The organism is Kitasatospora sp. NPDC059827 (assembly GCF_042731675.1).
GTDB lineage: Bacteria > Actinomycetota > Actinomycetes > Streptomycetales > Streptomycetaceae > Kitasatospora.
Genome location: NZ_JBHWIV010000039.1, coordinates 27,228 through 52,049, shown reverse-complemented (window position 1 = coordinate 52,049; position 24,822 = coordinate 27,228). Strand labels below are relative to the sequence as shown.

The window sequence follows — 24,822 nt, the reverse complement described above, 5'->3', positions numbered from 1 at the left end:
AGATGTTCTTTTGTACTCTCCGGCGTGGAGTTTTCCACAGGGCGAGCCGGGTGGGGCTCGTTTGTCAGTGGGACGCGCTAGCGTCGAGGACGATGAAGCGCACAGCACAGAACCCGAGGGAAAAAGCCATGGCAGGTACGGACAAGGAGAAGGCCCTCGAGGCCGCGCTCGCCCAGATCGAGCGACAGTTCGGCAAGGGCTCGGTGATGCGCCTCGGCGAGAAGGCGAACGAGCCGATCGAGGTGATCTCCACCGGGTCGACCGCCCTGGACGTCGCCCTCGGGGTCGGCGGCATCCCGCGCGGCCGGGTGGTCGAGATCTACGGCCCCGAGTCCTCCGGTAAGACCACCCTGACGCTGCACCTGGCCGCCAACGCCCAGCGGGCCGGCGGCACGGTCGCCTTCGTCGACGCGGAGCACGCGCTCGACCCCGAGTACGCCAAGAAGCTCGGCGTGGACACCGACGCCCTGCTGGTCAGCCAGCCGGACACCGGTGAGCAGGCCCTGGAGATCACCGACATGCTGATCCGCTCCGGCGCGGTCGACCTGGTGATCATCGACTCGGTCGCGGCGCTCGTCCCGCGCGCCGAGATCGAGGGCGAGATGGGTGACTCGCACGTCGGTCTGCAGGCCCGACTGATGAGCCAGGCGCTGCGCAAGATCGCAGGTGCGCTGAACCAGTCGAACACCACCGCCGTCTTCATCAACCAGCTGCGCGAGAAGATCGGCGTCATGTTCGGCTCGCCGGAGACCACGACCGGTGGCCGGGCGCTGAAGTTCTACGCCTCGGTCCGGCTGGACATCCGCCGCATCGAGACCCTCAAGGACGGCACCGAGGCGGTCGGCAACCGCACCCGCGTCAAGGTCGTCAAGAACAAGGTCGCCGCGCCGTTCAAGCAGGCCGAGTTCGACATCCTCTACGGCATCGGCATCAGCCGCGAGGGCGGCCTGATCGACATGGGCGTCGAGCACGGCTTCATCCGCAAGTCCGGCGCCTGGTACACCTACGAGGGCGACCAGCTCGGCCAGGGCAAGGAGAACGCCCGCAACTTCCTGCGGGACAACCCGCAGCTCGCCGACGAGATCGAGCGGAAGATCAAGGGCAAGCTCGGCATCGGCCCGAAGACCGAGGAGCCGGCCGAGGGCGAGCCGGAGGCCGCCGCTGCCGACGGCGCGGCCAAGCCGGTCACCGCGACCGCCGCGACCGCCGCCAAGACGGCCGCGGCGAAGAAGACGGCGGCTGCCAAGGCCTGAGCCGTTGATGCAGTACGACACGGTGGGCGGCGGCCCGGCGGGCCCCGAGGACGACGACTACGGTCCGCCGGACTGGTTCGCCGCGGTCGCCGAGGAGCCGGAGCCCGAACCGGCGCCGGAGCCCGAGCAGCGACCGTCGGCGGCCCGGTCGCGGGCGCGTGCGGCCACCGAACAGTGGACATCCGGCCCCGAGCCGGAGTTCGACCGGGCTCCGGTCCGGGCGGTGCGCGGCGCGGCGTCCGGCCCGGAGCCGGCGGAGCCCTCGGTCGAGGCGCTCGGCCTGGTCGCCGCCTCCGAGCTGCCCACCGGTCGGCGCCGGCGCCGCTCGGCGCTGGCGGCCGAGGAGCCGGATGCCGTCGGCCGGCGGCGCGAGGCCGGGGCGGCCGGTCACGGGGGTGCGGCCGCCCCGCCCGCCCGCCCGCGCCGGGCCCGGCGCGGCGAACGCTCCGACGAGGGCCTGCCGGCGGAGGAGAAGGGCACCGCCCGCGGCTCCCGCAAGCGGGCCGAGGAGCAGACCGACCCGGAGACCCGGGCCCGGGACATCTGTCTGCGGCTGCTCACCGGCACCGCCAAGAGCCGCAAGCAACTCGCCGACGCGCTGCGCAAGCGGGAGGTCCCGGAGGACGTCGCCGAGCAGGTGCTCACCCGGCTGGAAGAGGTCGGGCTGATCGACGACGCGGCCTTCGCCGCGGCCTGGGTGGAGTCCCGGCACGCCGTCCGGGGCCTGTCCCGGCGGGCGCTGGCCCAGGAGCTGCGCACCAAGGGCGTCGCCGCCGACCTGGTCGAGCAGGCCCTCGTCCAGGTCGACCACGACGACGAGACGGACGCGGCCCGGGCGCTGGTCGAGCGCAAGCTGCGGTCCACCCGCGGCTTGGACCCGCAGGTCCGCACCCGGCGGCTGGTCGGCGTGCTGGCCCGGCGCGGCTACTCCGAGGGCCTGGCCTTCCGGGTGGTGCGCGCCGCACTGGAGGAGGAAGCGGCCGCGGAGCCGTCGGGACACGCGGGGGAGTAGTGGCAGTTCGATGGCTTTCTTGGTCCGGACCAGGCCGAGTCTTGACCCTTTCGTGACCCGCACCTAGCCTCGCACGCATGAGGATCTCGGCGGGCACCGCTACCGGTGGCTCCCTGGTGCCGATCGTCGGGTCGGCCGTCGCCGTCCTGCTGGTGATCGCGGTGCTGGTCGTGCTGGTGTTCAGGCGCTCACGGGCCGCCCGGCGGCAGGCGCTGGCCGAGGCCGGCCTTCGGCAGGCCGAACTCGCCCGGCGCGAGGAGGGCTTGGCCGAGGAGCTCCGCCGGCTGCGCCAGCGCGAGGACGAACTGGCCGCGCGCTCGGCCGAGTTGGAGCACTCCCGGGGCGAGGTCGAGGCGCTCGCGGCCCGCCGGGCGGCGGCCCTGGAGCACGCCGCCGGGCTCTCCGCCGAGCAGGCGCACGCCCAACTGCTGCGCGAGGCCGAGGAGTCGGCCCGGCGGGAGGCGGCCGTCACGGTCCGGGAGATCGAGCGCGGGGCCAAGGAGGAGGGCGAGAGCCGGGCCCGGTCCATCCTGGCCGGGGCGATCCAGCGGCTGGCCTCGGAGCAGACCGCGGAGACCGCCGTCACCGTCTTCCGGCTGCCGGGCGAGGAGATGAAGGGCCGGATCATCGGCCGTGAGGGTCGCAACATCCGCGCCTTCGAGGCGGTCACCGGCGTCAACCTGATCATCGACGACACCCCGGCCTCGGTGCAGCTCTCCTGCTTCGACCCGGTCCGCCGGGAGGCCGCCCGGCTCACCCTGGAGCACCTGGTCGAGGACGGCCGGATCCAGCCGAGCCGGATCGAACAGGTCCACGAGCGCAGCCGGGCGGAGGTCGAGCAGCGCTGCGTCCGGGCCGGCGAGGACGCCCTGCTGGACGCCCGGATCGGCGGACTGCACCCCGAACTCGTCCGTACCCTGGGCTCCCTGCGCTACCGCGCCTCCTACGGGCAGAACGTGCTCGGCCACCTGCTGGAGTCCGCGCACCTGGCCGGGATGATGGCCGCCGAACTGGGGGTGGACCCGGAGCAGGTGCGCCGGGCGGCGCTGCTGCACGACATCGGCAAGGCGCTCACCCACGAGGTCGAGGGCAGCCATGCGGCGGTCGGCGCGGACTTCGCCCGGCGGCACGGGGAGCCCCCCGAGGTGGTGCACGCGATCGCCGCCCACCACGGCGAGGTGGAGCCCCGTACGGTGACCGCCGTGCTGACCCAGGCCGCGGACGCCTGCTCGGGCGGGCGGCCGGGGGCGCGCAAGGAGTCGCTGGAGCTGTACGTGCGGCGGCTGGCCCGGTTGGAGGAGATCGCCCGTTCGCACGCCGGGGTGGCCGAGGTGTACGCGATGCAGGCCGGGCGCGAGGTGCGGGTGATGGTCCGGCCGGACACGGTGGACGACCTCGGGGCGGAGCTGATCGCCCGGGAGGTGGCCCGGCAGGTCTCGGCGGAGCTGACCTACCCGGGCCAGATCCGGGTGACGGTGGTGCGGGAGAGCCGGGCCACGGCGGTGGCGGGTTAGGCCTTAGCTCTGGCTCGCCGAGTCGACCTGCTGGGGTTCGGGTTCCGGCGCGGTCCCGGGCTCGGGCTCCGGCCCGGGCGGGCCGGCGATCGGGGCCGGGCCGCCGCGGGCGTGGTCGGCGAGGGCCAGCAGGTCCTCGGCGGCGGCGCCCTGGGTGACGCCGACCAGGTGCCCGTCCGGCCGGATCAGCAGGACGGTGTGCGGCCCGGCGCCCGGGTACTCCTCGGTGACCAGCACCTCGGCGGGCACCGGCAGCGCGGCGCAGACCTCGGCGAGCCGGGGCATCAGGCCGGCGCCCAGCCAGTGCTCGGCCGACCAGACCGCGGTGCCGGGGGCGACCAGCAGCAGCAGGAAGGTGGCGCCCAGCCGGGCGTGCAGGTGGTCCGGGGTGCCGTCGGCGGCGAGCACCGGGAGGTCCGGGACGAGTACGCCGGGGGCGGTGGCGGGCAGCAGTTCGCTGAGCGAGGTGGTGCCGCGGGCGCCGCGCTGGACCGGGACCCGGCCGGGGACGCCGGAGGGCGCCGCCGGGTAGGCGGGCGCGCCGCCGAAGCGGCCGCTGCCCAGCTGGCCGTCGGCGAGCATCGGGGCGTGCTTGCGGAAGCCGCCGACCAGCAGCGAGCGGCGGGTCTGCTGCCAGCCGCGCAGCGGGCGCAGCAGCGGCATCGACTGGTCGACGGCGCGCAGCCGGGCGCCGACCGCGCCGCGCCGCTCGGCCTCGTAGCCGTCCAGCAGCGAGCCGCCGGGCTGGGGGCCGCCGGAGTGGAGGTGCCAGGCGAGGGCGAGCCGCCAGGCGAGGTTGTCGGCGTCGCGCAGCCCGTCGGCGAGGTTCTGCATGCCGAGGGCGCCGTGCAGGTGGGCGGCGTCGCCGGCGAGGAAGCAGCGGCCGTTGCGGAAGCGGGCGGCGAGGCGCTGCTGGGCGGTGTGGTCGGCGGCCGCGAGCAGCTCGTAGCGGGGGAGTTCGCCGCACCAGCCGGTGAGGGTGGCGGTGACCCGGGTGAGCAGGGTGTCGCCGGTGACGACGCCGGGCCAGGTGGCGTGCGGGTCGACCTGTTCGGTGGGGGCGGGTCGGCCGGGGGGCAGGCGCCAGTCGATCCGCCAGACGCCGTCGGGCAGCGGGCGGGCGGTGGCCTCGCGGTCGCCGCGCCACGGGGGTTCGCGGTGCAGCCGGGCGCCGTCGAAGGGCAGGTCGACCCGGACGGTGGCGATGGCGTTGCGGTCGACCGCGGGGCGGCCGGGGAAGCGGATCTTCAACAGCTTGCGGACGGCGGATCGGGCGCCGTCGCAGCCGACCAGGTGGCTGCCGCGCCACCAGGTGCTGGAGCCGTCCTGGGTGCCGTGGGTGCGGACGCTGACCCCGTCGCGGTCCTGTTCGAGTTCGACCACCCGGTTCAGCGGGACCAGCCGGACCAGCGGGGTGCCGGTCAGGGCGTCCCGCAGTCCCCGCTGGAGGCGGTGCTGGGGGAGGTGGAAGGCGGGCGAGTCGGTGAGGTCGATCTTCAGCACCTCCTGACGGCGGCGCCAGACCTCGAAGGTGTCCCACAGGGCCGAGTCGGAGACGGCCCGGGAGTAGCCGATCCGGGTCAGGAAGGCGGTGGTGTCGGCGCCGAGGACGACGCTGCGGGGGCCCTCCGGGCAGAGCCCGGAGCCCTCGTCCAGGACGACGGTCGGCACCTCGTGCCGGGCCAGTGCGAGGGCCAGGGCCAGACCGACCGGTCCGGCCCCGACCACGATCACCGGATCCATGCGGGGACCTCCGGGGACGAACCGGCCCATGGGCCGGCGTCAGTTACCGCTGCCGCATATGCCGCGTGGATGCTCCCGGGAGGTGTCACGAAGAGCAATGCAACAGTTCGCCTGGGTGTCCGTCAAGCAGCAGATGAAGTGCGCCGGTTCGCGCCGCGACGGCCACGTGCTTCGATCCACCGCGCGAGCGCGGTCAACAGGAGGCACAGGACGATGTAGATCGGGGCGATCACCAGGACCACGGGGATGTAGGGGAAGCCCGCGGCGTTCAACGGCTGGCTGGCGATCTTCTTGCCCATGAACAGCAGCTCGTTGTACGTGATGATGTAGCCCAGCGAGGTGTCCTTGAGGGTGACGACCAGCTGGCCGATCATCGTCGGCAGCATCGAGCGGACGGCCTGCGGCACCAGGATGCCGGACATCACCTGGGTCTTGCGCATCCCGAGGGCGTACGCCGCCTCGCCCTGGCCGCGCGGCACGGCGTTGACGCCGCTGCGGATGATCTCCGCCTGGACCGCGCCGTTGTACAGGGTGAGGCCGAGCACCAGGGCCCACATCGGGTCCTTGGCGAAGAACGCGTAGTAGAGGGCGACGATCAGGATCAGCAGTGGCATCGCCCGGAAGAACTGGACGACCGAGGTGCAGGTCCAGCGGACCGGCTTGTGGTCGGACAGCTGTCCGGCGGCCAGCAGCGCGCCCAGGGTGAGCGAGAGGGCGGCCGCCAGGCCGAAGGCCTTGAGGGTGGACAGCAGGCCGTCCACGATCATCTGCTGGACGAAGGTGTACTGGAACGGGTCCCACAGGTCGGCGTCGAACTGGCCGTTGTCGGCGAGCGCGGAGACGACGTACCAGAGGAGGCCCGCGATGCCGATCGCCCCGAGGACGCCGAACAGGCGGTAGCGGGCCCGGGCCCGGGGGCCGGGGGTGTCGTAGAGGACGCTCGCCGACGCCTGGCGCTGGAAAACACTCATGCGCCCACCTCGCTGCGCTCGGCAGGGGCATTCGCCCACACGCGCCTCTCGATGATTCGCTCGCTGCGCTCGCTCATCGGGCCACCGCCAGTCGGGATTCCAGGAAACGGAAGAACGAGGCGACCGTCGCGCTGATCAGCAGGTAGGCGCAGGCCACCCAGAAGAAGATCGCGAAGATCGAGTAGCCGCGTTCGGAGAAGGTCTGCTGGGCGCTGTACAGCTCGCCGACGCTGAACGCGCCGGCGATCGCCGAGTTCCTCGGCAGCGCGATGAACACGCTGCTCATCGGGGCCAGCACCGTCCGGGTGGCCTGCGGCAGCACGACCAGGGTGAGGGTCTGGAAGAAGTTCATGCCGAGGCTGCGGGCGGCCTCCGCCTGGCCGAGCGGCACGGTGTTGATGCCGGAGCGGATCACCTCGCAGACGAACGAGGCGGTGTACCCGCCGAGCGCCAGCACCGCGAAGGCGAGGTGGCTGAAATGCACGCCCAGCGGTGGCAGGCCGAAGGTGACGGCGAAGAACAGCAGGGTCAGCGGGGTGTTGCGGAACAGCGTCACCCAGGTCGTGCCGAAGGCGCGCAGGACCGGCACCGGGGAGACCCGGAAGGCCGCCAGCAGGGTGCCCAGCAGCAGGGCGAGCAGGGCGCTGAGCGCGCTCAGCTCGATCGTCTGCAGGAAGCCGTCGCGGAACAACGCGAAGTTGTCCTGCTCGAACAGGAACCCCATCCGGCGGCCCTCCTCTCACAGATGGTCAGGGGCGGACAGTGTGCGGATCAGTAACGGTCGAGGGTCGGGACCGCCGGGGCGGCCGAGCCGGACGCGCCGAGGGTGGCGTCGTAGGCCTTCTTCCAGTCGCCGTTGTCCTCGTGGGCCTTGAGGGCGTCGCTGATCGCGTCCCGCAGCGCCTTGTCGTCCTTGTTGAGGCCGACGCCGTAGTTCTCCTTGGTGAAGGGCTTGCCGACGACCCTGAGCTTGGGGGCGTACTTGGAGGCGTAGCCGTTGAGGATCGCGTCGTCGGTGGTGACCGCGTCGACCTCGCCGGAGAGCAGCTTCTCGACGCAGGCCGAGTAGGTGTCGAACTGGGTGATCTTCGGGTTGTACTGCTGGATGTTCTTGATCGAGGTCGAGCCGGTGGCGGTGCAGACGTTCTTGCCGCTGATGCTCTCCGGGCCGGTGATCGAGGTGTTGTCCTTCTTCACCAGGAAGTCCTGGCCGGCGATGTAGTACGGGCCGGCGAAGGAGACCGTCTTCTTGCGCTCGTCGTTGATGCTGTAGGTGCCGACGTAGAAGTCGATCTGGCCCTTGGCGATGGCCGGCTCGCGCTGCGAGGAGACCAGGGTCTGCCACTTGATCTGCTGCGGGGTGAAGCCGAGGTCGGCGGCGACCATCTTGGCGATCTCGATGTCGAAGCCGCTGCGGTCGCCGCTGGCGACGTCCTCCCAGCCGAGGTTCGGCTGGTCGGCCTTGGCGCCGATGATCAGCTGGCCGCGCTTCTTGGCCTCGGCCAGCACCGTGGAGTCGATCTTGACGTCGGTCTTGACCGTGTAGGTCGGCAGCGCCGGGGCGTTGCTGGCGCTCGCCGCGTTGTTGGAGGCGGCGGGGGTGCCGTCCTTGCCGCAGGCGGCGGTGGCGGTGAGCGCGACGGCACAGAGCGCCACGGCGAGGGTGCGGGAAGTCCTCATGAGGGTTGGTCTCCTGGGGCTGGGCCACGGTGTCGACCGGGCTCTGGCGTCTGGAAGTCGGTACACGTGCGGGGTCGGCCGGCGTCCTTGCCGGCGGCGGCCCCGGTGGTCTGGGAGGCGGTCCTGAACGGTCCCGGCCGGTCTCGGCCGGCCCCGGGCGTCAGTGGTGGAGGATCTTGGAGAGGAAGTCCTTGGCGCGGTCGGAGCGCGGCGCGGTGAAGAAGGCGTCCGGGGTGTTCTGCTCGACGATCTTCCCGTCGGCCATGAACAGCACCCGGTTGGCGGCGGAGCGGGCGAAGCCCATCTCGTGGGTGACCACGACCATGGTCATGCCGTCGGCGGCCAGCTGGCGCATGACCTCCAGCACCTCGTTGACCATCTCCGGGTCGAGCGCCGAGGTCGGCTCGTCGAAGAGCATCACCTTCGGCTTCATCGCCAGCGCCCGGGCGATCGCCACGCGCTGCTGCTGGCCGCCGGAGAGCTGGGCCGGGAACTTGTCCGCCTGGGCCCCGACGCCGACCCGGTCGAGCAGCTCGCGGGCGGTCTTCTCGGCGTGCCCGCGGAGCACCTTGCGCACCTTGACCTGCGCCAGGACGACGTTCTCCAGCACGGTCTTGTGCGCGAACAGGTTGAAGCTCTGGAAGACCATGCCGACCTCGGCGCGCAGTCGCGCCAGCTCCCGGCCCTCGGCGGGCAGCGGGCGGCCGGACAGGGTGATCTCCCCGGAGTCGATGGTCTCCAGCCGGTTGATCGTCCGGCAGAGCGTGGACTTGCCCGACCCGGAGGGGCCGATCAGCACCACGACCTCGCCCTGGCGGATCTCCAGGTCGATGTCCTGGAGCACGTGCAGCGCGCCGTAGTGCTTGTTGACCTTGTTCAGCACGACCAGCGGGGCGGCTGCGGGGGTGGAGTCCTCGACCGGGCTCTCGGACATCGCGCCTGCTCCCTACTGTGTCGAACTGGGGTGAACCCTGCCTGCCCGGGAAGTTCCAACTCCCTTGGGCGGCAATGGTGATAAGAAATCCGGGAGCCGCGACCGGCGGAGCCGCAGCCCCCGGTGGGGCGACCATAGGAGCGGTGACGGTGCCCCGTCAGCCGATCTGAGCGGAACTTGAGGATCACGAAACGGCCACGCGATCCGTACGTACTGTTCGCGAGTGCGTCGACGGGGCATGTCACAGCGGGGATCCGTGCCGGTGCTCGCCGTCCCCCGCGAGCCCGGTCCGCGGGCGAACCTGGCGCCGGGCCGCCCGCTGGCCCATACTGCGCAGGACCGGTCCCGGACCGATCGGTCCGGTGATCACAAGGGGGAAGGAGGAGAACAGGATGCGACTGCTGCTCGTCGAGGACGACGAACGCGTGGCCGCGGCACTGGTCGCGGTGCTCGGCCGGCACGGCTTCCAGGTGCGGCACGCCCGCAGCGGGCACGAGGCGCTGGACGCCCTGGTGCCGGACGGCAACGACCCGTACCGCGTCGTGCTGCTCGACCTCGGGCTGCCCGACCGCGACGGCTTCGAGGTGTGCAGCCGGATCCGGGCCGGCAGCGGAGTCCCGGTGATCATGGTGACCGCCCGCGCCGACATCCGCTCCCGGATCCACGGTCTCAACCTGGGCGCCGACGACTACGTCACCAAGCCGTACGACATGGGCGAACTGCTCGCCCGCATCCACGCCGTCGCCCGCCGCGGCGCCCAGCCGTCCTCGGTCGCGGTGCCCGCGCCCGACGCCGTGCCGCAGCAGCGCGGCCCGCTGGAGTCCCGCGGCATCCGGATCGACCGCGAGCGCCGCCGGGTCAGCGTGGACGGCCGCGACGTGCCGCTCACCCGCAAGGAGTTCGACCTGCTGGCGCTGCTCGCCCAGAGCCCCGGCGTGGTCTACCGGCGCGAGCAGATCTTCAGCGAGGTCTGGCGCAGCGGCTGGGAGGGCAACGGCCGCACCCTGGAGGTGCACATCGGCTCGCTGCGCAACAAGCTGGCGCTGCCCGGCCTGGTCGAGGCCGTGCGCGGCGTCGGCTACCGGCTGATCCCCGACTCCCCGGCCTCCCCCGCGTCCGACCGGACCCCGCCCGCCCCCGCGGAGCACTGACCGCACGTGCGCACCCGCCTGCTCGGCATCCTGATCGCCCTCATGCTCTGCGTCCTGGCCGCCCTGGGGCTGCCGCTCGCGGCGGCGTTCGCGGCGGCCGAGCAGAGCAGGGTGGTGGTCGACCGGCTCGACGACGCCGCCCGCTTCGCCCAGGACCTGCCCACCTCCGGCGCCACCCTGGACTCCGCCCGCAAGGGCGACCCGGAGCCCGCCCCCGGCGACCTCAGCCGGCGGCACGCGATCGCCACCGAGGTCCAGCGCTACTACGACCTGTACGGCGTCCGCCTCGGCATCTTCCAGCGCGACGGCACGTCGATAGCGGTCGCCCCCCGGGACTGGGGGGTGCCCGCGGTCGGCTGGGGCGCCCAGGCCTTCCAGGAGGCGTTGGACGGGCGGCGCAGCCACAATCCGCCGCAGGTCTGGCCGTGGACCGAGGACCGGACGATCACCGTCGCCGCCCCCGTGGTGCGCGACGGCGACGTGGTCGCGGTGGTGCTGAGCGAGTCGCCGACCGGGGCGCTGCGGGCCCGGGTGCTGCACAAGTGGCTGGTGCTGGCCGGCGGTGAGGCGGCCGCGATGGCCGTCGCCGTGCTGCTGGCCGTCCGGCTCACCGAGTGGGTGCTGCGCCCCGTCCGCACCCTCGACCGGGCCACCCACGACATCGCCACCGGCCGGATGGCCGCCCGGGTCGCCCCCGGCGGCGGGCCGCCCGAACTCCAGCGGCTGGCGCGCTCGTTCAACGAGATGGCGGACCACGTGGTGCACGCCATGGACCAGCAGAAGGCCTTCGTCGCGGACGCCTCGCACCAGCTGCGCAACCCGCTCTCGGCCCTGCTGCTGCGGGTCGAGGTGCTCGGCCTGGAGCTGCCCGAGGGGCACGAGGAGGAGCTCAGCGGCGTCCGGGAGGAGGGCACCCGGCTGGCCCGGGTGCTGGACGACCTGCTCGGGCTGGCCACCGCCGAGCACGCCCGCCCCGAACCCGAGCAGACCGACCTCGCCCGGCTGACCCTCGCCCGGGTGGACGGCTGGCGGCCGGTCGCCGAGCAGCGCGGGATCGAGCTGCGCTGGGACGGCCCGGCGCTGGCGATCGGGATGGCCGACCCGATCGGCTTCGGCTCCGCGCTGGACGCCGTCCTGGACAACGCGCTCAAGTTCGGCCCGGCCGGCAGCCAGGTGCTGTTGCGGGTCTCGGTGTTCCGGGACGAGGTCGCGGTGACCGTCAGCGACGCCGGGCCCGGGCTGACCGAGGACGAGCTCGCCCGGGCCGGGGACCGGTTCTGGCGCAGCGCGCGGCACCAGAACGTGGACGGCTCCGGACTGGGCCTGTCCATCGCCCGCACCCTGCTGGCGGCGGGCGGCGGCTCGCTCGGCTTCGCCCCGGTCCGGCCGACCGGGCTCGCGGTGACGCTGTCGGTGCCGCGTCCGGGACACCGGCCGTAGCACCCCGGGCCGCCACGGCCTGCCACGGCTCCTACGGCTCCTACGGCTCCTGCGGCGCCTACGGCCTCTAGGGCTTCACCGAGCGGTAGTAGCGCGCGGCGCCCGTGTGCAGCGGGAGCGGGTCGGTGTAGACGGCGGTGCGCAGGTCGACCAGCTGGGCGGCGTGCACCTGGGCGCCGATCTGGTCCCGGCTGTCGATCACCGCCCGGGTCATCCCCTCCACCAGCCCCGGGTCCACGTCGTCCCGGGTGACCAGCAGGTTGGGCACGGCCATGGTGGCGACGGCGTCCTTGGGCTCGGCGTTCGGGTAGGTGCCCTTGGGCATGGTGGCCGCCCGGTAGGCGTCCACGCCGTCGCCCTCGGCCTTGTGCAGCGCCTCGGACAGGTCGCCCAGCGGGACGACCCGGATCCGCATGTGGTCGGAGAGGTCGGTGAGCGCGCTGGTCGGCAGGCCGCCGGACCAGAAGAAGGCGTCGATCTTGTGGTCGCGCAGCTCGTCCGAGCCGTCGCTGACGCCCCCGGGGACGGGGGTGATGTCGTGGTCCGGGTCCAGGCCGGCCGCGGTCAGCAGCCGCCTGGTGACCAGGTTCACCCCGGACTGCGGCAGGCCGACGCCCACCCGCAGGCCCTTGAGGTCGGCGGTGCGGTGCACCGGGGAGTCGGCCGGGACGATCAGCTGCAGGTAGTCGTCGTACAGCCGGGCGATCGCCCGGAGCCGCTCCTTGCCCTGGCCCTGGTAGGCGGCGACCGCGTCGGCGGTGGCGATCGCGAAGGTGTCCTTGCCGTCGATCACCCGGCGGAGGTTGTCCACCGAGCCCTCGGAACTGTCCAGGGCCAGCCGCACCCCCGGCATGGTCTGCGAGACGTGGCTCTGCAGCAGCTGCCCGTACCGGTCGTAGACGCCGCGCGGGACGCCGGTCGCGAAGCGGGTCTCCCCGCGCGGGTAGCCGGGCGAGCGGCCCGCGGACAGCCACCAGCCGCCGAACCCGGCCACCAGCAGCACCAGGACCAGCACGGTCCGCCACAGCGGGCTGCGGGCCGCGCGGCGGACGGCGGCGCCGAGTCGTGACGGATCGGTGGGGGTCATGCAGGGATAGTGCCAGGCGCCCGGGCCGAACGGGAGGGGAACGACCGGTGGAAAGCTCGGGGAGCCGTTCCGCGAAGATCCGGGGAAAGGCGGTCCGCGGCTGCCCGTACCCTGGTCTGGTGAGCGGTGAGAGCGGATTGAAGAGCTACAAGGTCGTCACGCACGGCTGCCAGATGAACGTCCACGACTCCGAGCGGCTGTCCGGCCTGCTGGAGGACGCGGGGTACGTCAAGGCCGGTGCCGAGGGCGACCCGGACCTGGTCGTGTTCAACACCTGCGCGGTGCGCGAGAACGCCGACAACAAGCTGTACGGCAACCTCGGGCAGCTCGCGCCGGTCAAGGGCCGCCACCAGGGCATGCAGATCGCCGTCGGCGGCTGCCTGGCCCAGAAGGACCGCGAGTCCATCGTCAAGCGCGCCCCCTGGGTCGACGTGGTGTTCGGCACCCACAACATCGGGCACCTGCCGGCGCTGCTGGAGCGGGCCGCGGTCGAGCGCAAGGCCCAGGTCGAGATCCTGGAGTCGCTGGAGACCTTCCCCTCCACGCTGCCCACCCGCCGCGAGTCGGCGTACGCGGCCTGGGTCGCGATCTCGGTCGGCTGCAACAACACCTGCACCTTCTGCATCGTCCCGGCGCTGCGCGGCAAGGAGGAGGACCGCCGCCCCGGCGACGTCCTCGCCGAGATCGAGGCGCTGGTCGACGAGGGCGTCATCGAGGTGACCCTGCTCGGCCAGAACGTCAACGCCTACGGCTCCGACCTGGGCGACCGCGAGGCCTTCTCCAAGCTGCTGCGCGCCGCCGGGCAGATCGAGGGCCTGGAGCGGATCCGCTTCACCTCGCCGCACCCGCGCGACTTCACCGACGACGTGATCGCCGCGATGGCCGAGACCCCGAGCGTGATGCACCAGCTGCACATGCCGCTGCAGTCCGGCTCGGACCGGATCCTCAAGGCGATGCGCCGCTCGTACCGGCAGGACCGTTTCCTCGGGATCATCCGCAAGGTCCGCGAGGCGATGCCGGACGCGGCGATCTCCACCGACATCATCGTCGGCTTCCCCGGCGAGACCGAGGAGGACTTCGAGGAGACGATGCACGTCGTCCGCGAGGCCCGCTTCACCAACGCCTTCACCTTCCAGTACTCCAAGCGCCCCGGCACCCCCGCCGCGGAGATGGCCGACCAGGTGCCCAAGGAGGTCGTCCAGGCCCGCTACGACCGGCTGATCGCGCTCCAGGAGGAGATCTCCTGGGACGAGAACAAGAAGCAGGTCGGCCGCACCCTGGAGATCCTGGTCGCCGAGGGCGAGGGCAAGAAGGACGACAGGACCCAGCGCCTGTCCGGCCGCGCCCCCGACAACCGGCTGGTCCACTTCACCAGGCCGGACGAGCCGGTGCGCCCCGGCGACGTGGTGACCGTCGAGATCACCTACGCCGCCCCGCACCACCTGCTGGCCGAGGGCCCGACCCTCGGGGTGCGCCGCACCCGGGCCGGCGACGCCTGGGAGAAGCGCCAGGCCAGGCCGGCCGACAAGCCGGCGGGCGTCATGCTCGGCCTGCCGAAGATCGGCGCCCCGGCCGAGCTGCCGCTGGCCGCCCCCGCAGGCGGCGCCTGCTGCGGCGACTGACCCGTGTGACGGGAGGCCGAACGGCCCGGCCGGAGCGAGCGTGCGAGTCACCGCTCGGAGCTCCGGTCGGGCCGTTCGGCTTTCCGGCTAAGGTGATCCGCATGCTGGTAGCCGCCGCCGTGTGCCCCTGTCCGCCGCTGCTCGTCCCCGAGGTCGCCGCCGGGGCCGCGCCCGAGCTGGACGGGCTGCGCGCCGCCTGTGACGAGGCGCTGGCGGCGCTGGTCGCGGCCGGGCCGGAGCTGGTCGTGGTGGTGGGAGCCGGGCCGGAGGCCGAGGTGTGGACCGAGGGCGGGGCCGGGTCCTTCCACCGCTACGGGGTGCCGCTGGTCGCCAAGCTGCCCGGCGGGCGGGTCGAGGGGCCGGAGCTGGCGCCCTCGCTGACCGTCGGGGCCTGGCTGCTGGAGCGCGCCGGGGTGACCGTGCCGACGCACGCCTGCGCGGTGCCCGCGGACGCCCCCGTCGACCGGATGCTCGGCCTCGGCCAGGGCCTGGCCGGGCTGGCCGACAAGGTCGCCCTGCTGGTGCTCGGCGACGGCAGCGCCTGCCGCTCGCTGAAGGCCCCCGGCTACCTGGACGAGCGGGCCGAGGGCTTCGACGCCGGGTTGGCCGCCGCCCTGGGCTCGGCCGACCTGCCCGCCCTGGCGGCCCTGGACCCGGCGCTGGCAGCCGAGCTCAAGGCCGAGGGCCGGGCGCCCTGGCAGGTGCTGGCCGGTGCCGCCGAGGGCGCCGGCCTCACCGCGCGGCTGGGCTACCAGGACGCGCCGTACGGGGTCGGGTACTTCGTGGCGTCCTGGGCGTAGGGCCCGTCTCCGAGCCCCGGCCGGTCAGGACTGCGGGGGCTGTCCCCCGTCGCCCGGCTTCGGCTTGTGGGCGAAGTCGCCCACCGCGCCCTTGGCCTTGTCGGTGCCGTGCTCGATCTTGTCGCTGTACTTGCCCTTGGTCGCCTTGTCGATCGCGCCGCCGGCCTTGTCGACCATCTGGTCGATCTGGTCGCTGTGCTTGCCCGCGAGCTCGCTGGCCTTCTCCTTGAGCTCCTCGGCCTTGCCCTTGAGGTTGTCCATCAGGCCCATGGTGATCTCCTTCGTTCCCTGTCTCCTGCACAACGCACGTGACCGGTCAAGAGTTCGCAAAGCCGGGCCGGGGTGCGGGGCAGGCCGGAGGCAGTCCGGGGAACAGTCACATCCTCGCGCAGTCGGCGGCGGGCGGCAGCCCGGCCCCGGGTGCCGCGACGGTTTGGGAGACTGGAGCGGTGAGCAGCTCCCGTGTGATCAGCATCGTCGGCGCGACCGCCGCCGGAAAGTCCGACCTGGCCGTCGCCATCGCCCGCAGCCTCGGCGGCGAGGTGATCAACACCGACTCGATGCAGCTGTACCGGGGCATGGACATCGGCACGGCGAAGCTGACCGTGGCGGAGCGCGGGGGAGTGCCGCACCACCTGCTGGACGTCTGGGACGTCACCGAGGCCGCCAGCGTCGCCGAGTACCAGCGGCTGGCCCGGGCCGAGATCGACCGGCTGCTCGCCGCCGGGCGCACCCCCGTCCTGGTCGGCGGCTCCGGGCTGTACGTCCGGGCCGCGATCGACGAGATGGAGTTCCCCGGCACCGACCCGCAGGTCCGCGCCCGGCTGGAGGCCGAACTGGAGCAGGACGGCCCGTACGCGCTGCACCGGCGGCTGGCCGGGCTGGACCCGGCGGCCGCCGAGGCGATCCTGACCGGCAACGGGCGCCGGATCGTCCGTGCCCTGGAGGTCATCGAGATCACCGGGCAGCCGTTCACCGCCAACCTGCCGAGCAACACCGCGGTCTACGAGGCCGTGCAGATCGGCGTCGCGGTGACGCGCCCCGAGCTGGACGAGCGGATCACCCTGCGGGTCGACCGGATGTGGGAGGCCGGGCTGCTGGACGAGGTGCGCGCGCTGGAGCGGGTCGGGCTGCGGGAGGGCCGGACCGCCTCCCGGGCGCTCGGCTACCAGCAGGTGCTCGACCACTTCGCCGGGGAGTGCACCGAGGACGAGGCGCGGGCCGAGACGGTCCGGGCCACCAAGCGCTTCGCCCGCCGGCAGGAGTCCTGGTTCCGTCGGGACGACCGCATCCACTGGCTCTCCCGCCCGGCCGGGACCGACCCGGTCGAGCTGCTGGAACGCTCCCTGGAACTGATCGAACGTCAGGGAGTTCCGGCCGCGTAGTCGGGCCCCGGGGTCTGTTCCGGCCAATTCGGCGGTGCAGCTGCGCGCGCAGGCGACCGTGCAGGACGAACCGGGGGTCACGGCCCGATCACGTGATGGCCACGGATCACCCGAGGACCCCGGTCAGGCCCCGAACGTCCCCTCTGGACATGCCATCATCGATGCCGTAAGGGTCGGTCCGCGCGGGCCGACCGTGCCCGGCCGCGAGTCCGCTCGTGTCGAACTGTCAGGGGAGGCCGCGTGTCGACGGGTACCGGCCCCGAATCCGGCCAGAGCGGGAGTGTCACCGCACCGGCCGAGGAGTTCGACGAGTCGACCAGGGGCGACCTCCCCGTGCTGACCGGCCTGGAGGCGCCGACCTCGTACGCGGCCGCGGTGCCCGCACTGGACACCCGCACCCCGCCGGACGCCGCCGTGCACGAGCGGGAGATCCGGCCGCTGCGCCGGCTCCGCTGGTGGCAGACCCTGCCGATCGCCCTGCTCGGCACCCTCGGCTCGCTGATGTTCGCCTTCCCGCTCGCCTTCGGCTCGGCCGGGGCGCGGGCCACCATGGTCGGGATGCTCGGGCTGCTGTTCACCGCCGCCTCGTTCGGCTGGGGCGCGATGGCCGCCCGGCACGCCGGCTACAAGTGGCCGGGGCTGCCGCGCCGGGGCTCCGCCCAGCGGGCCGGCTGGAAGGCCATCGCGGTCTACACCCTGATCGCCCTGGCCGCCTGCGCGCTCGCGGTGTGGCGGGTCGCCTACCTGCGCTGAGCCGGGCCCCGGCCTGCCCCGCCGCCGCCCTCAGTACCATCGGTGGGGTGAGCGCATCCTCTTCTCCGCAGGCCGGTCTCCCCTTCTTCAAGGGCCACGGCACCCAGAACGACTTCGTGATCGTGCCGGACCCGGACGGCGTGCTGGAGATCGGCCCGGAGGCCGTCGCCGCGCTGTGCGACCGCCGGGTCGGCATCGGCGGCGACGGGCTGCTGCGCGTGGTGCGCGCGGCCGCCGACCCGGCCGCCGCGGACCAGGCCGACCGGGCCGAGTGGTTCATGGACTACCGCAACTCCGACGGCAGCATCGCCGAGATGTGCGGCAACGGCCTGCGGGTGTTCACCCGCTTCCTGGTCGAGGCCGGCCTGGCGAAGCCCGGCGGGCTGGCGATCGCCACCCGCTCCGGGGTGCTCACCGCGACGGTCGCCGAGGACGCCGCGGACGGCACGCCCGGCGAGGTCACCGTCGACATGGGCCGGGCGAGGCTGCCCGGGCCGGACGGCATCGAGGTCGCGGTCGGCGAGCGGCGCTGGCCCGCCCTGAACGTCAACATGGGCAACCCGCACGCGGTGGCCTTCGTGGAGAGCCTGGACCACGTCGGGGACCTCTTCACCGCCCCGCTCACCAGCCCCGCGGGCGCCTACCCGGAGGGCGTCAACGTCGAGTTCGTGGTGGACCGCGGCCCGCGGCACGTGGCGATGCGGGTGCACGAGCGCGGCTCGGGCGAGACCCGCTCCTGCGGCACCGGTGCCTGCGCCGTCGCGGTGGCGGCCATCCGCCGGGACGGCGCGGACCCGGCGGTCACCGGTGAGGCGGTCTCCTACACGGTGGACGTGCTGGGCGGCCGGCTGGTCATCACCGAGCACCCGGACGGCCGGGTGGAGATGACCGGTCCGGCGGTGATCGTGGCGGAGGGGCGGATCGACCCGCGCTGGTGGGAGTCGATCGGCCGGGCCTCGTAGCGATGGCCCGGTTTGCCCACTTCGTACGGTGACGAATCCCCCCGATCGGGTGATACCGGTCGCGGACGGGAATCACGGCGTCGCGGAACGTGCTCTGCTCGGTAGCATGGACCACCGGGTCACCCCACGGGGAGGGGCCGCACCCGGCGACGTTGCCGGAGGTGCCGATGACCATCGAAGCCGGGCAGTCCCTCACGGGGCAGCCGACGACCGCACGGCAGGCCGGGGCCAGGAGGCCCCTGGGGGAGCTCGGCCGGGCCGCGCTCGGCCGGGCCGGGCGGGCCGCCCTGCTGGCCACCGGCCGGCCGCCCGTGCCGGACGCCCTGGAGCCACTGGTCCAAGTGCACCGGCGGCACCACCCGCAGGCGGACCTCGCCCTGCTGGCCCGGGCCTACCGGCTGGCCGAGGCCAGCCACCGCGGCCAGAAGCGCAAGAGCGGTGAGCCGTACATCACCCATCCGCTGGCCGTCACCATGATCCTGGCCCAACTCGGCGCCGGGACGACCACCTTGGTCGCCTCGCTGCTCCACGACACCGTCGAGGACACCGAGTTGACGCTGGAGCAGGTGGGCGCCGGGTTCGGGCCCGAAGTCGCCTACCTGGTCGACGGGGTGACCAAACTGGAGAAGGTCGACTTCGGCGCCGCCGCCGAGGCCGAGACCTTCCGCAAGATGCTGGTCGCCACCGGGGACGACGTCCGGGTGATGGTGATCAAGCTCGCCGACCGGCTGCACAACATGCGCACCATCCGGCACATGAAGCCGGCCAGCCAGGTGCGGATCGCCAAGGTCACCCGGGACGTGCTGATCCCGCTGGCCGAGCGGCTCGGCATCCAGGTGCTCAAGGCGGAGCTGGAGGACATCGTCTTCGCCACCCTGCACCCGGAGGAGCACGCCCGCACCCGGGGCCTGATGGCCGGTCACGAGTCCGAGCCGGACGCCCTGCTGGAGCCCTTCGCCCGCCGGCTGGCCCGCCAGCTCGCCGAGACCGGGGTCGCCGCCGAGGTGACGGTACGGCCCCGGCACTGCGTCTCGCTGCACCGGGTGCTGATCAAGCGGGCCGCCGCGCCCGGGCGGGACGGCCGCCCGCAGGAGCCGCAGCCGGCCGACTTCGGGCGGCTGCTGGTGGTGGTCGAGGAGAACGCCGACTGCTACGCGGTGCTCGGCGAGCTGCACACCTGCTGGACGCCGCTGCCCGGGGAGTTCAAGGACTTCGTCGCCGCCCCCAAGTTCAACCTCTACCAGTCGCTGCACACCGCCGTCGCGCTGGACGGCGGCGCGGTGGTCGAGGTGCTGGTGCGGACCAGGCGGATGCACGAGGTGGCCGAGACCGGGGTGGTCGCGCTCGGCGACCCGACCCCGGCCGGTCCGGCCCAGGACACCGACGAACTGGACCGCACCGACCCGGCCCGGCCCGGCTGGCTCAGCCGGCTGCTGGAGTGGCAGCAGGAGACCCCCGACCCGGACGCCTTCTGGTCCGCGCTCACCGCCGACCTGGCCGGGGACCGCGAGATCACCGTGGTGACGGAGAGCGGTGAAACGCTTCAGCTGAGGGCCGGGGCCAGCTGCGTGGACGCCGCCTACCTGCTCGGCGAGGAGACCGGCCACCGATGTATCGGCGCCCGGGTCAACGGCCGGCTCACCGCGCTGTCCACCCCGTTGCAGGACGGGGACGTCCTGGCGGTGCTCACCGAGAGCCTCCCGCCCGGCGGCGGGGCCCAGCCGTCCGGGCCGTCCCCGGAGTGGCTGGCGCACGCCCGCACCCCCGCCGCCCGGCTGGCCATCGAGCGCTGGCTGGCCGACCACCCGGCCCGGCTGCCGGTGGTGCGCACCGGCCCGGCCGGCGGCCAGCCCGCCCCGCCCGCGCACCGGGCCGGCGAGCGCCGCGCCGCCCCCGTCGTGGTGGCCGGCCGGCCCGGGGCGCAGGTGCGGCTGGCCCGCTGCTGCACGCCCGTGCCCCCGGACGCGGTGGCCGGCTACCCGATCCGCGGCGGCGCGGTGGCCGTGCACCGCACCGCCTGCCCCGCCGGGCAGCGGCTGCGCGCCGACGGGCGGGCCGAACTGGAGGTCCGCTGGCAGCCCGGGGACGCCCCGGCGGCCGGCCACCGGGTGACCCTGCGGGCCGAGGCGCTGAACCGGCCCCGGCTGCTCGCCGACCTCACCGCGGCGATCTCCGCCGAGGGCGTCGGCATCGTCTCCGCCGAGGTCGAACCGCCGCAGGAGCTGCGGGTCCGGCACACCTACACCGTCGAGCTGCCCGAGCCGGGCGCGCTGCCCGCCCTGATGCGGGCGATGCTCAAGGTTTCCGGGGTGTACGACGTCAGCCGCCCGCACGCCCCCGAGGGGACGCAGACCCGCCACTCCGGTGGAAATGGGGGTGACCGGCCCGCACCGGGCGTGCGACCATCGTGGGGAATTCACGGCCGGTCCACGGCGTTCTCAGGGCACAGGAGCCCCGGTGGGATCCAAGGGACCACGCCGAAGCCATCCAGCGACCAAAGGACAGAATGACCTCCACGTTCGAAGCCCGCGACCACGCCGACGCCCCGCGCCGCCTCGACGGTCTGCGAGCGGAAGCCCTCATGGACGAGGACCTCGCGGCCATCGACGAGGACCTCGGCCACAACTACGACGGCGACCAGTACGACCGCAGTGAGCGCGCCGCCCTGCGCCGTGTCGCCGGCCTCTCCACCGAACTCGAAGACGTCACCGAGGTCGAGTACCGCCAGCTCCGCCTGGAGCGCGTGGTGCTCGTCGGCGTCTGGACCGACGGCACCCTGGAGGAGGCGGAGAACTCGATGGCCGAGCTCGCCGCGCTCGCCGAGACCGCCGGTTCCGAGGTGCTGGACGGTGTCATCCAGCGCCGCGACAAGCCCGACGCGGCCACCTACATCGGCTCCGGCAAGGCGAAGGAGCTGCGCGACATCGTCGCCTCCACCGGCGCCGACACCGTGGTCTGCGACGGTGAGCTCACCCCCGGCCAGCTGATCCAGCTGGAGGACGTGGTCAAGGTCAAGGTCGTCGACCGGACGGCCCTGATCCTGGACATCTTCGCCCAGCACGCCAAGTCCCGGGAGGGCAAGGCGCAGGTCTCGCTCGCGCAGATGCAGTACATGCTGCCGCGCCTGCGCGGCTGGGGTCAGTCGCTGTCCCGGCAGATGGGTGGCGGTGGCTCCGGCTCCTCGGGGGGCGGCATGGCCACCCGTGGTCCCGGTGAGACCAAGATCGAGACCGACCGGCGCCGGATCCGCGAGAAGATGGCGAAGCTCCGCAAGGAGATCGCCGACATGAAGAAGGGCCGCGACACCAAGCGCCAGGAGCGCAAGCGCCACCAGGTGCCGTCCGTGGCCATCGCCGGCTACACCAACGCCGGCAAGTCCTCCCTGCTCAACCGGCTCACCGGCGCGGGCGTGCTGGTGGAGAACTCGCTGTTCGCCACCCTGGACCCGACCGTGCGCCGGGCCGAGACCCCGAGCGGCCGGCTCTACACCCTGGCGGACACCGTCGGCTTCGTCCGGCACCTGCCGCACCACCTGGTCGAGGCCTTCCGCTCGACCATGGAGGAGGTCGCCGACGCGGACCTCATCCTGCACGTGGTCGACGGCTCGCACCCCGAGCCGGAGACGCAGCTGGCCGCCGTCCGCGAGGTCATCGTCTCGGTCGACGCGCAGAACGTGCCGGAGATCGTGGTGATCAACAAGGCGGACGCCGCCGACCCGCACGTGCTGCAGCGCCTGCTGCGCCGCGAGCCGCACGCCATCGTGGTGTCGGCCCGCAGCGGGGCCGGCATCGAGGAGCTGCTCAGGCTCATCGACGACGAGCTGCCGCGACCGGCCGTCGAGGTGCGGGCCCTGGTGCCCTACACCCAGGGCGCCCTGGTCTCCCGGGTGCACAAGGAGGGCGAGCTGATCGCCACCGAGCACACCGCCGACGGCACGCTGGTGCACGCCAAGGTGCCGGCCGAGCTGGCCGCCGAGCTGGAGTACTTCGCGGTGGCCCTGCGGGGCTGATCCGCTCGTTCCCGCTCGTCCCCGCTCGTCGGGGTGGCCCCCGGACGTACCGCGTCCGGGGGCTACTTCACGTTCTTGGCGAAGTAGTCGAAGGCCTGCTTGGCCTGGTCCTGGAGGGACGGCCCGGCCCGGTAGCCCGCCGGGCCGCGGCTGCCGAGCGAGCTGACGCTGACCAGGTTGGGCCGGCCGTCCCTGGTGATGAACCAGCCGCCGCCGCCCGCGCCGCCGGTCATGGAGCAGCCGATCGCGTACATCGGCGGGCGGGACCGGTCGAAGGACAGTCGGCCCGGCGGGGCGGGGGAGTCGCAGCGCTCCAGCTCCATGCCGTCGAAGGGCCGCTCCACCGGGTAGCCGAAGACCACCGCCGAGGTGATCTGCTCGCGCGGGGCGTTGAACCAGACCGGGACGGAACCGCCGACCGCCTCCTCCAGGGACGGGCCGGCCGCGGACTCGCCGCGCACCCGGACGATCCCGTAGTCGTACTGGTCGTGGGCGCCGACCCCGCTCTCCTGGAGCCAGGTCGGCGACACCATGGCGCGCACCGCCGTCCACCGGCCGTACGGGGCGGCCTGCTGCTCGTCGTACGGCTTGCCGCGGGCCGCCCGGCCGTCCCGGTTGAAGGCGGGGACGAAGACCAGGTTCTTCACCCAGCCGCCGCCCCTGCCGTCGTGCAGGCAGTGCGCGGCGGTGAGGACCAGGTTGCTGCGGCCCGGGTTGAGCGGGTCGGCGACCACCGTGCCGGAGCAGGCCGCGTCGCCCTGCGGCGTGGTCATCAGCAGCCTGCCGACCACGGCGGAGTCCGGGCCGTACGGGTGCGGCTGCGGCCGGGCCTGGACGACGGCCGGCGGGGCGTCCCGGTCGACGCCGGGGGGTGCGGCGGCGGTCGGGGCGTACTCGGGGGTGGGCCGGGCCCTGGCGGCCTCCGTCCGGGCCGCCGTCCAGTAGCCCGGGGGCACCTGGTTGGCGAAGCCGCTGTCGGCGACGTAGCGGGCCCAGTCCTCCAGCTTCCAGCCGCTCAGGTCGCCCAGGCTGGTGGGCGCGGCCTTGGGCAGTGCCGCGGGCGGGGTGGCGGGGGCGGCGGGGCCGTCCGGCGCGCAGGCGGTCGCGGTGAGCGTCAGGGCGGCGAGCAGCGCGGCGCCGGCCGCGGCGGCCCGCCGCCCCCCGGTGCGGGGGGTGCGGCGGGTGGTACGGGTGGTGCCGGTGGAGTCTTCGGTGCCGGTGGTGCCAGTGGTGCCGGTGGTGCTGATGGTGCGCAAGCTGAGGAGTCCCCCGTGGTGGTGCCGGTCACTGCTTCCTGGAGATCCAGTCCAGGGCCTGCTTGGCGACCGTCTCCAGGTACGGGCCGCTCAGCGAGGTGTGCTCCTGGGTGCCGATCGAGGTGTTGCTGACCAGGGCGGTCCGCCCGTCCGGCATGGTGGCGAACCAGCCGCCGCCGCTGGCGCCCTGGGTCATGTTGCAGCCGATGGTCAGCATGGACGGGCGCTTGGGGTCGAAGGACAGCCGGACGGGCTTGCCGCCGTCGCACTTGTACAGCTCCTGGCCGTCGAACGGCTTGACCAGCGGGTAGCCGGTGGCCGAGACCTTGAGCTGGTCGCGGGGCGCGTCGAACCACACCGGGACGGCCGAACCGACCGTCTCCTCCAGGGACTTGCCGGTGTCGTTCTGGTTGTGCACGCGCATCACGGCGAAGTCGTACTGGTTGGCGGCATCACCGGTCTGCCCGCCCTCGACCATCCACTGGGGGGAGGTGACGATCTGATCGGCCCACCAGGTGCCCAGCGGGGCGAGGTCGGACAGCGGGGCCTTCTTGCCGCCGCTGGAGGCACCCGAGTTGTTGTAGGCGGGGACGAAGACCAGGTTCTTGTAGAAGTCGCCGCCCTTGCCCTCGTGCACGCAGTGGGCCGCCGTCCAGACCAGATTGCTCCTGCCCGGGTGCTGGGGGTCGGCGATCACCGTCGCCGAGCAGTTGCCCCGGCCGCCCTGGGCGGAGAAGAACACCTTCCCGGAGGGCTGCTTGAGGTACGGGCGGGGCACCTGGACGGCCTTGACCACCGGCGGCTCCGGGTCGGTCACGCCGTCGGCGGCGGCCGGCTTGGCGGTCGGCGGCGCCGGGTCGGCGGGCTTGGCGTCGCCCATCTTGTCCGGGTTCCAGAAGTCCTTCACCACCGGGTTGTTGAAGACGTGCTTGGACGCCCACGTGTCCCAGTCGTCGTACTTCCACTTCTTGAGGTCGTCCCAGGTCTTCGGGAGGCCCTCCAGCAGGCTGGTCGGCAGGCCGGACGGCAGGGTGATCCCGCCGATGACGCCGCCGGGGGCGGTGGAGCCGCTCGCGTCCGTGCTGGGCGGCGGTGCGGCGACGGTCCTGTCGGCGCCCGCCGGGCCGTCCGGTCCGCAGGCGCTGACGGCCAGCAGCGTTCCGGCGACCAGCGCGGCGGCCAGGGCTGACCGGTGGATCGGTGGCATCGGTGCGCTTCCCCCTGTACTCGGTCGGACGGTGTCGGGTCGG

General features: G+C 73.5%; 21 protein-coding genes. 12 read left to right on the top strand and 9 right to left on the bottom strand.

The genetic code is table 11. From position 1 onward, the window contains the following. Positions 1 to 128: 128 nt before the first annotated feature. The 3 genes from recA to rny all read left to right on the top strand — a co-directional run bounded on the left by recA (position 129) and on the right by rny (position 3,779). A complete protein-coding gene (gene recA, locus ACFV8H_RS23865) occupies positions 129 to 1,253 on the top strand; it encodes a recombinase RecA (protein WP_375889400.1) in 1,125 nt (374 codons plus the stop codon). Positions 1,254 to 1,260: 7 nt separating this feature from the next. After that, a complete protein-coding gene (locus ACFV8H_RS23860) occupies positions 1,261 to 2,265 on the top strand; it encodes a regulatory protein RecX (RefSeq protein WP_380403341.1) in 1,005 nt (334 codons plus the stop codon). Positions 2,266 to 2,342: 77 nt separating this feature from the next. Beyond that, complete coding sequence (gene rny / locus ACFV8H_RS23855; protein WP_380403338.1) at positions 2,343 to 3,779, top strand: ribonuclease Y; 1,437 nt, start codon at positions 2,343 to 2,345, stop codon at positions 3,777 to 3,779. Positions 3,780 to 3,782: 3 nt separating this feature from the next. Here the strand turns inward: rny and ACFV8H_RS23850 are convergent, their stop codons facing one another. The 5 genes from ACFV8H_RS23850 to ACFV8H_RS23830 form a co-directional block, all read right to left on the bottom strand. Continuing rightward, positions 3,783 to 5,522, bottom strand: coding sequence for an FAD-dependent monooxygenase (locus ACFV8H_RS23850; RefSeq protein ID WP_380403336.1), 1,740 nt, complete (start codon positions 5,520 to 5,522; stop codon positions 3,783 to 3,785). 122 nt (positions 5,523 to 5,644) lie between these two features. Next, the gene (locus ACFV8H_RS23845) at positions 5,645 to 6,493 is read right to left on the bottom strand and encodes an amino acid ABC transporter permease (RefSeq protein ID WP_375889392.1); all 849 of its coding nucleotides are present in this window, start codon (positions 6,491 to 6,493) and stop codon (positions 5,645 to 5,647) included. 73 nt (positions 6,494 to 6,566) lie between these two features. Then, entirely contained in the window at positions 6,567 to 7,217 is a 651-nt protein-coding gene (locus ACFV8H_RS23840) for an amino acid ABC transporter permease (protein ID WP_380403333.1), read from the bottom strand. Between the two features lie 47 nt (positions 7,218 to 7,264). Next, positions 7,265 to 8,173 (bottom strand): glutamate ABC transporter substrate-binding protein, encoded by a 909-nt coding sequence (locus ACFV8H_RS23835; protein ID WP_380403331.1) that lies wholly within the window; start codon positions 8,171 to 8,173, stop codon positions 7,265 to 7,267. 160 nt (positions 8,174 to 8,333) lie between these two features. Further along, positions 8,334 to 9,107 (bottom strand): amino acid ABC transporter ATP-binding protein, encoded by a 774-nt coding sequence (locus ACFV8H_RS23830; protein ID WP_360237471.1) that lies wholly within the window; start codon positions 9,105 to 9,107, stop codon positions 8,334 to 8,336. A gap of 392 nt (positions 9,108 to 9,499) precedes the next feature. On the opposite strand from ACFV8H_RS23830, the gene ACFV8H_RS23825 reads away from it, so the two are divergent. Both ACFV8H_RS23825 and ACFV8H_RS23820 read left to right on the top strand, forming a co-directional pair. Beyond that, entirely contained in the window at positions 9,500 to 10,258 is a 759-nt protein-coding gene (locus tag ACFV8H_RS23825; RefSeq protein ID WP_380403328.1) for a response regulator transcription factor, read from the top strand. 6 nt (positions 10,259 to 10,264) lie between these two features. After that, on the top strand, positions 10,265 to 11,698 hold the full coding sequence (locus ACFV8H_RS23820) for a sensor histidine kinase (RefSeq protein ID WP_380403326.1): 1,434 nt from the start codon (positions 10,265 to 10,267) through the stop codon (positions 11,696 to 11,698). A 67-nt stretch (positions 11,699 to 11,765) separates the two neighbouring features. Here ACFV8H_RS23820 and ACFV8H_RS23815 read toward each other — a convergent pair whose 3' ends face one another. After that, the gene (locus ACFV8H_RS23815) at positions 11,766 to 12,785 is read right to left on the bottom strand and encodes a TAXI family TRAP transporter solute-binding subunit (protein ID WP_380403324.1); all 1,020 of its coding nucleotides are present in this window, start codon (positions 12,783 to 12,785) and stop codon (positions 11,766 to 11,768) included. Positions 12,786 to 12,904: 119 nt separating this feature from the next. Between ACFV8H_RS23815 and miaB the strand changes: the two genes are divergently transcribed. Both miaB and ACFV8H_RS23805 read left to right on the top strand, forming a co-directional pair. After that, positions 12,905 to 14,407, top strand: a complete 1,503-nt coding sequence (gene miaB / locus ACFV8H_RS23810) for a tRNA (N6-isopentenyl adenosine(37)-C2)-methylthiotransferase MiaB (RefSeq protein WP_380403321.1) — start codon at positions 12,905 to 12,907, stop codon at positions 14,405 to 14,407. Positions 14,408 to 14,508: 101 nt separating this feature from the next. Then, positions 14,509 to 15,207, top strand: coding sequence for a hypothetical protein (locus ACFV8H_RS23805; RefSeq protein WP_375889376.1), 699 nt, complete (start codon positions 14,509 to 14,511; stop codon positions 15,205 to 15,207). A 24-nt stretch (positions 15,208 to 15,231) separates the two neighbouring features. Here the strand turns inward: ACFV8H_RS23805 and ACFV8H_RS23800 are convergent, their stop codons facing one another. Then, positions 15,232 to 15,477, bottom strand: a complete 246-nt coding sequence (locus ACFV8H_RS23800) for an antitoxin (RefSeq protein ID WP_380403318.1) — start codon at positions 15,475 to 15,477, stop codon at positions 15,232 to 15,234. Positions 15,478 to 15,656: 179 nt separating this feature from the next. On the opposite strand from ACFV8H_RS23800, the gene miaA reads away from it, so the two are divergent. The 5 genes from miaA to hflX all read left to right on the top strand — a co-directional run bounded on the left by miaA (position 15,657) and on the right by hflX (position 22,316). After that, on the top strand, positions 15,657 to 16,592 hold the full coding sequence (miaA, locus tag ACFV8H_RS23795; RefSeq protein ID WP_380403315.1) for a tRNA (adenosine(37)-N6)-dimethylallyltransferase MiaA: 936 nt from the start codon (positions 15,657 to 15,659) through the stop codon (positions 16,590 to 16,592). 240 nt (positions 16,593 to 16,832) lie between these two features. Continuing rightward, positions 16,833 to 17,345 carry a hypothetical protein gene (locus ACFV8H_RS23790; RefSeq protein WP_375889370.1) on the top strand — a complete coding sequence of 171 codons (513 nt, stop codon included), beginning with the start codon at positions 16,833 to 16,835 and terminating at the stop codon, positions 17,343 to 17,345. Between the two features lie 47 nt (positions 17,346 to 17,392). Continuing rightward, positions 17,393 to 18,307, top strand: a complete 915-nt coding sequence (dapF, locus tag ACFV8H_RS23785; protein ID WP_380403312.1) for a diaminopimelate epimerase — start codon at positions 17,393 to 17,395, stop codon at positions 18,305 to 18,307. Positions 18,308 to 18,474: 167 nt separating this feature from the next. Further along, positions 18,475 to 20,817 (top strand): RelA/SpoT family protein, encoded by a 2,343-nt coding sequence (locus ACFV8H_RS23780; protein WP_380403309.1) that lies wholly within the window; start codon positions 18,475 to 18,477, stop codon positions 20,815 to 20,817. After that, on the top strand, positions 20,814 to 22,316 hold the full coding sequence (hflX, locus tag ACFV8H_RS23775; protein WP_380403306.1) for a GTPase HflX: 1,503 nt from the start codon (positions 20,814 to 20,816) through the stop codon (positions 22,314 to 22,316). Before ACFV8H_RS23780 ends, hflX begins: the two co-directional genes overlap by 4 nt. Positions 22,317 to 22,378: 62 nt before the next feature. Here hflX and ACFV8H_RS23770 read toward each other — a convergent pair whose 3' ends face one another. Then, positions 22,379 to 23,572, bottom strand: a complete 1,194-nt coding sequence (locus ACFV8H_RS23770; protein WP_380403303.1) for a trypsin-like serine peptidase — start codon at positions 23,570 to 23,572, stop codon at positions 22,379 to 22,381. 28 nt (positions 23,573 to 23,600) lie between these two features. Further along, on the bottom strand, positions 23,601 to 24,779 hold the full coding sequence (locus ACFV8H_RS23765) for a trypsin-like serine peptidase (RefSeq protein ID WP_380403301.1): 1,179 nt from the start codon (positions 24,777 to 24,779) through the stop codon (positions 23,601 to 23,603). Between the last annotated feature and the right edge of the window lie 43 nt (positions 24,780 to 24,822).

What these genes read in the sequence shown, in the direction of transcription:
- ACFV8H_RS23850 (WP_380403336.1), bottom strand. Translation starts at nt 5,522, where the DNA reads ATGGATCCGGTGATCGTGGTCGGGGCCGGACCGGTCGGTCTGGCCCTG.
- ACFV8H_RS23800 (WP_380403318.1), bottom strand. Translation starts at nt 15,477, where the DNA reads ATGGGCCTGATGGACAACCTCAAGGGCAAGGCCGAGGAGCTCAAGGAG.
- ACFV8H_RS23860 (WP_380403341.1), top strand. Translation starts at nt 1,261, where the DNA reads ATGCAGTACGACACGGTGGGCGGCGGCCCGGCGGGCCCCGAGGACGAC.
- ACFV8H_RS23815 (WP_380403324.1), bottom strand. Translation starts at nt 12,785, where the DNA reads ATGACCCCCACCGATCCGTCACGACTCGGCGCCGCCGTCCGCCGCGCG.
- ACFV8H_RS23780 (WP_380403309.1), top strand. Translation starts at nt 18,475, where the DNA reads ATGACCATCGAAGCCGGGCAGTCCCTCACGGGGCAGCCGACGACCGCA.
- ACFV8H_RS23835 (WP_380403331.1), bottom strand. Translation starts at nt 8,173, where the DNA reads ATGAGGACTTCCCGCACCCTCGCCGTGGCGCTCTGTGCCGTCGCGCTC.
- recA (WP_375889400.1), top strand. Translation starts at nt 129, where the DNA reads ATGGCAGGTACGGACAAGGAGAAGGCCCTCGAGGCCGCGCTCGCCCAG.
- rny (WP_380403338.1), top strand. Translation starts at nt 2,343, where the DNA reads ATGAGGATCTCGGCGGGCACCGCTACCGGTGGCTCCCTGGTGCCGATC.
- ACFV8H_RS23845 (WP_375889392.1), bottom strand. Translation starts at nt 6,493, where the DNA reads ATGAGTGTTTTCCAGCGCCAGGCGTCGGCGAGCGTCCTCTACGACACC.
- ACFV8H_RS23830 (WP_360237471.1), bottom strand. Translation starts at nt 9,107, where the DNA reads ATGTCCGAGAGCCCGGTCGAGGACTCCACCCCCGCAGCCGCCCCGCTG.
- ACFV8H_RS23765 (WP_380403301.1), bottom strand. Translation starts at nt 24,779, where the DNA reads ATGCCACCGATCCACCGGTCAGCCCTGGCCGCCGCGCTGGTCGCCGGA.
- hflX (WP_380403306.1), top strand. Translation starts at nt 20,814, where the DNA reads ATGACCTCCACGTTCGAAGCCCGCGACCACGCCGACGCCCCGCGCCGC.
- ACFV8H_RS23825 (WP_380403328.1), top strand. Translation starts at nt 9,500, where the DNA reads ATGCGACTGCTGCTCGTCGAGGACGACGAACGCGTGGCCGCGGCACTG.
- ACFV8H_RS23805 (WP_375889376.1), top strand. Translation starts at nt 14,509, where the DNA reads ATGCTGGTAGCCGCCGCCGTGTGCCCCTGTCCGCCGCTGCTCGTCCCC.
- ACFV8H_RS23840 (WP_380403333.1), bottom strand. Translation starts at nt 7,217, where the DNA reads ATGGGGTTCCTGTTCGAGCAGGACAACTTCGCGTTGTTCCGCGACGGC.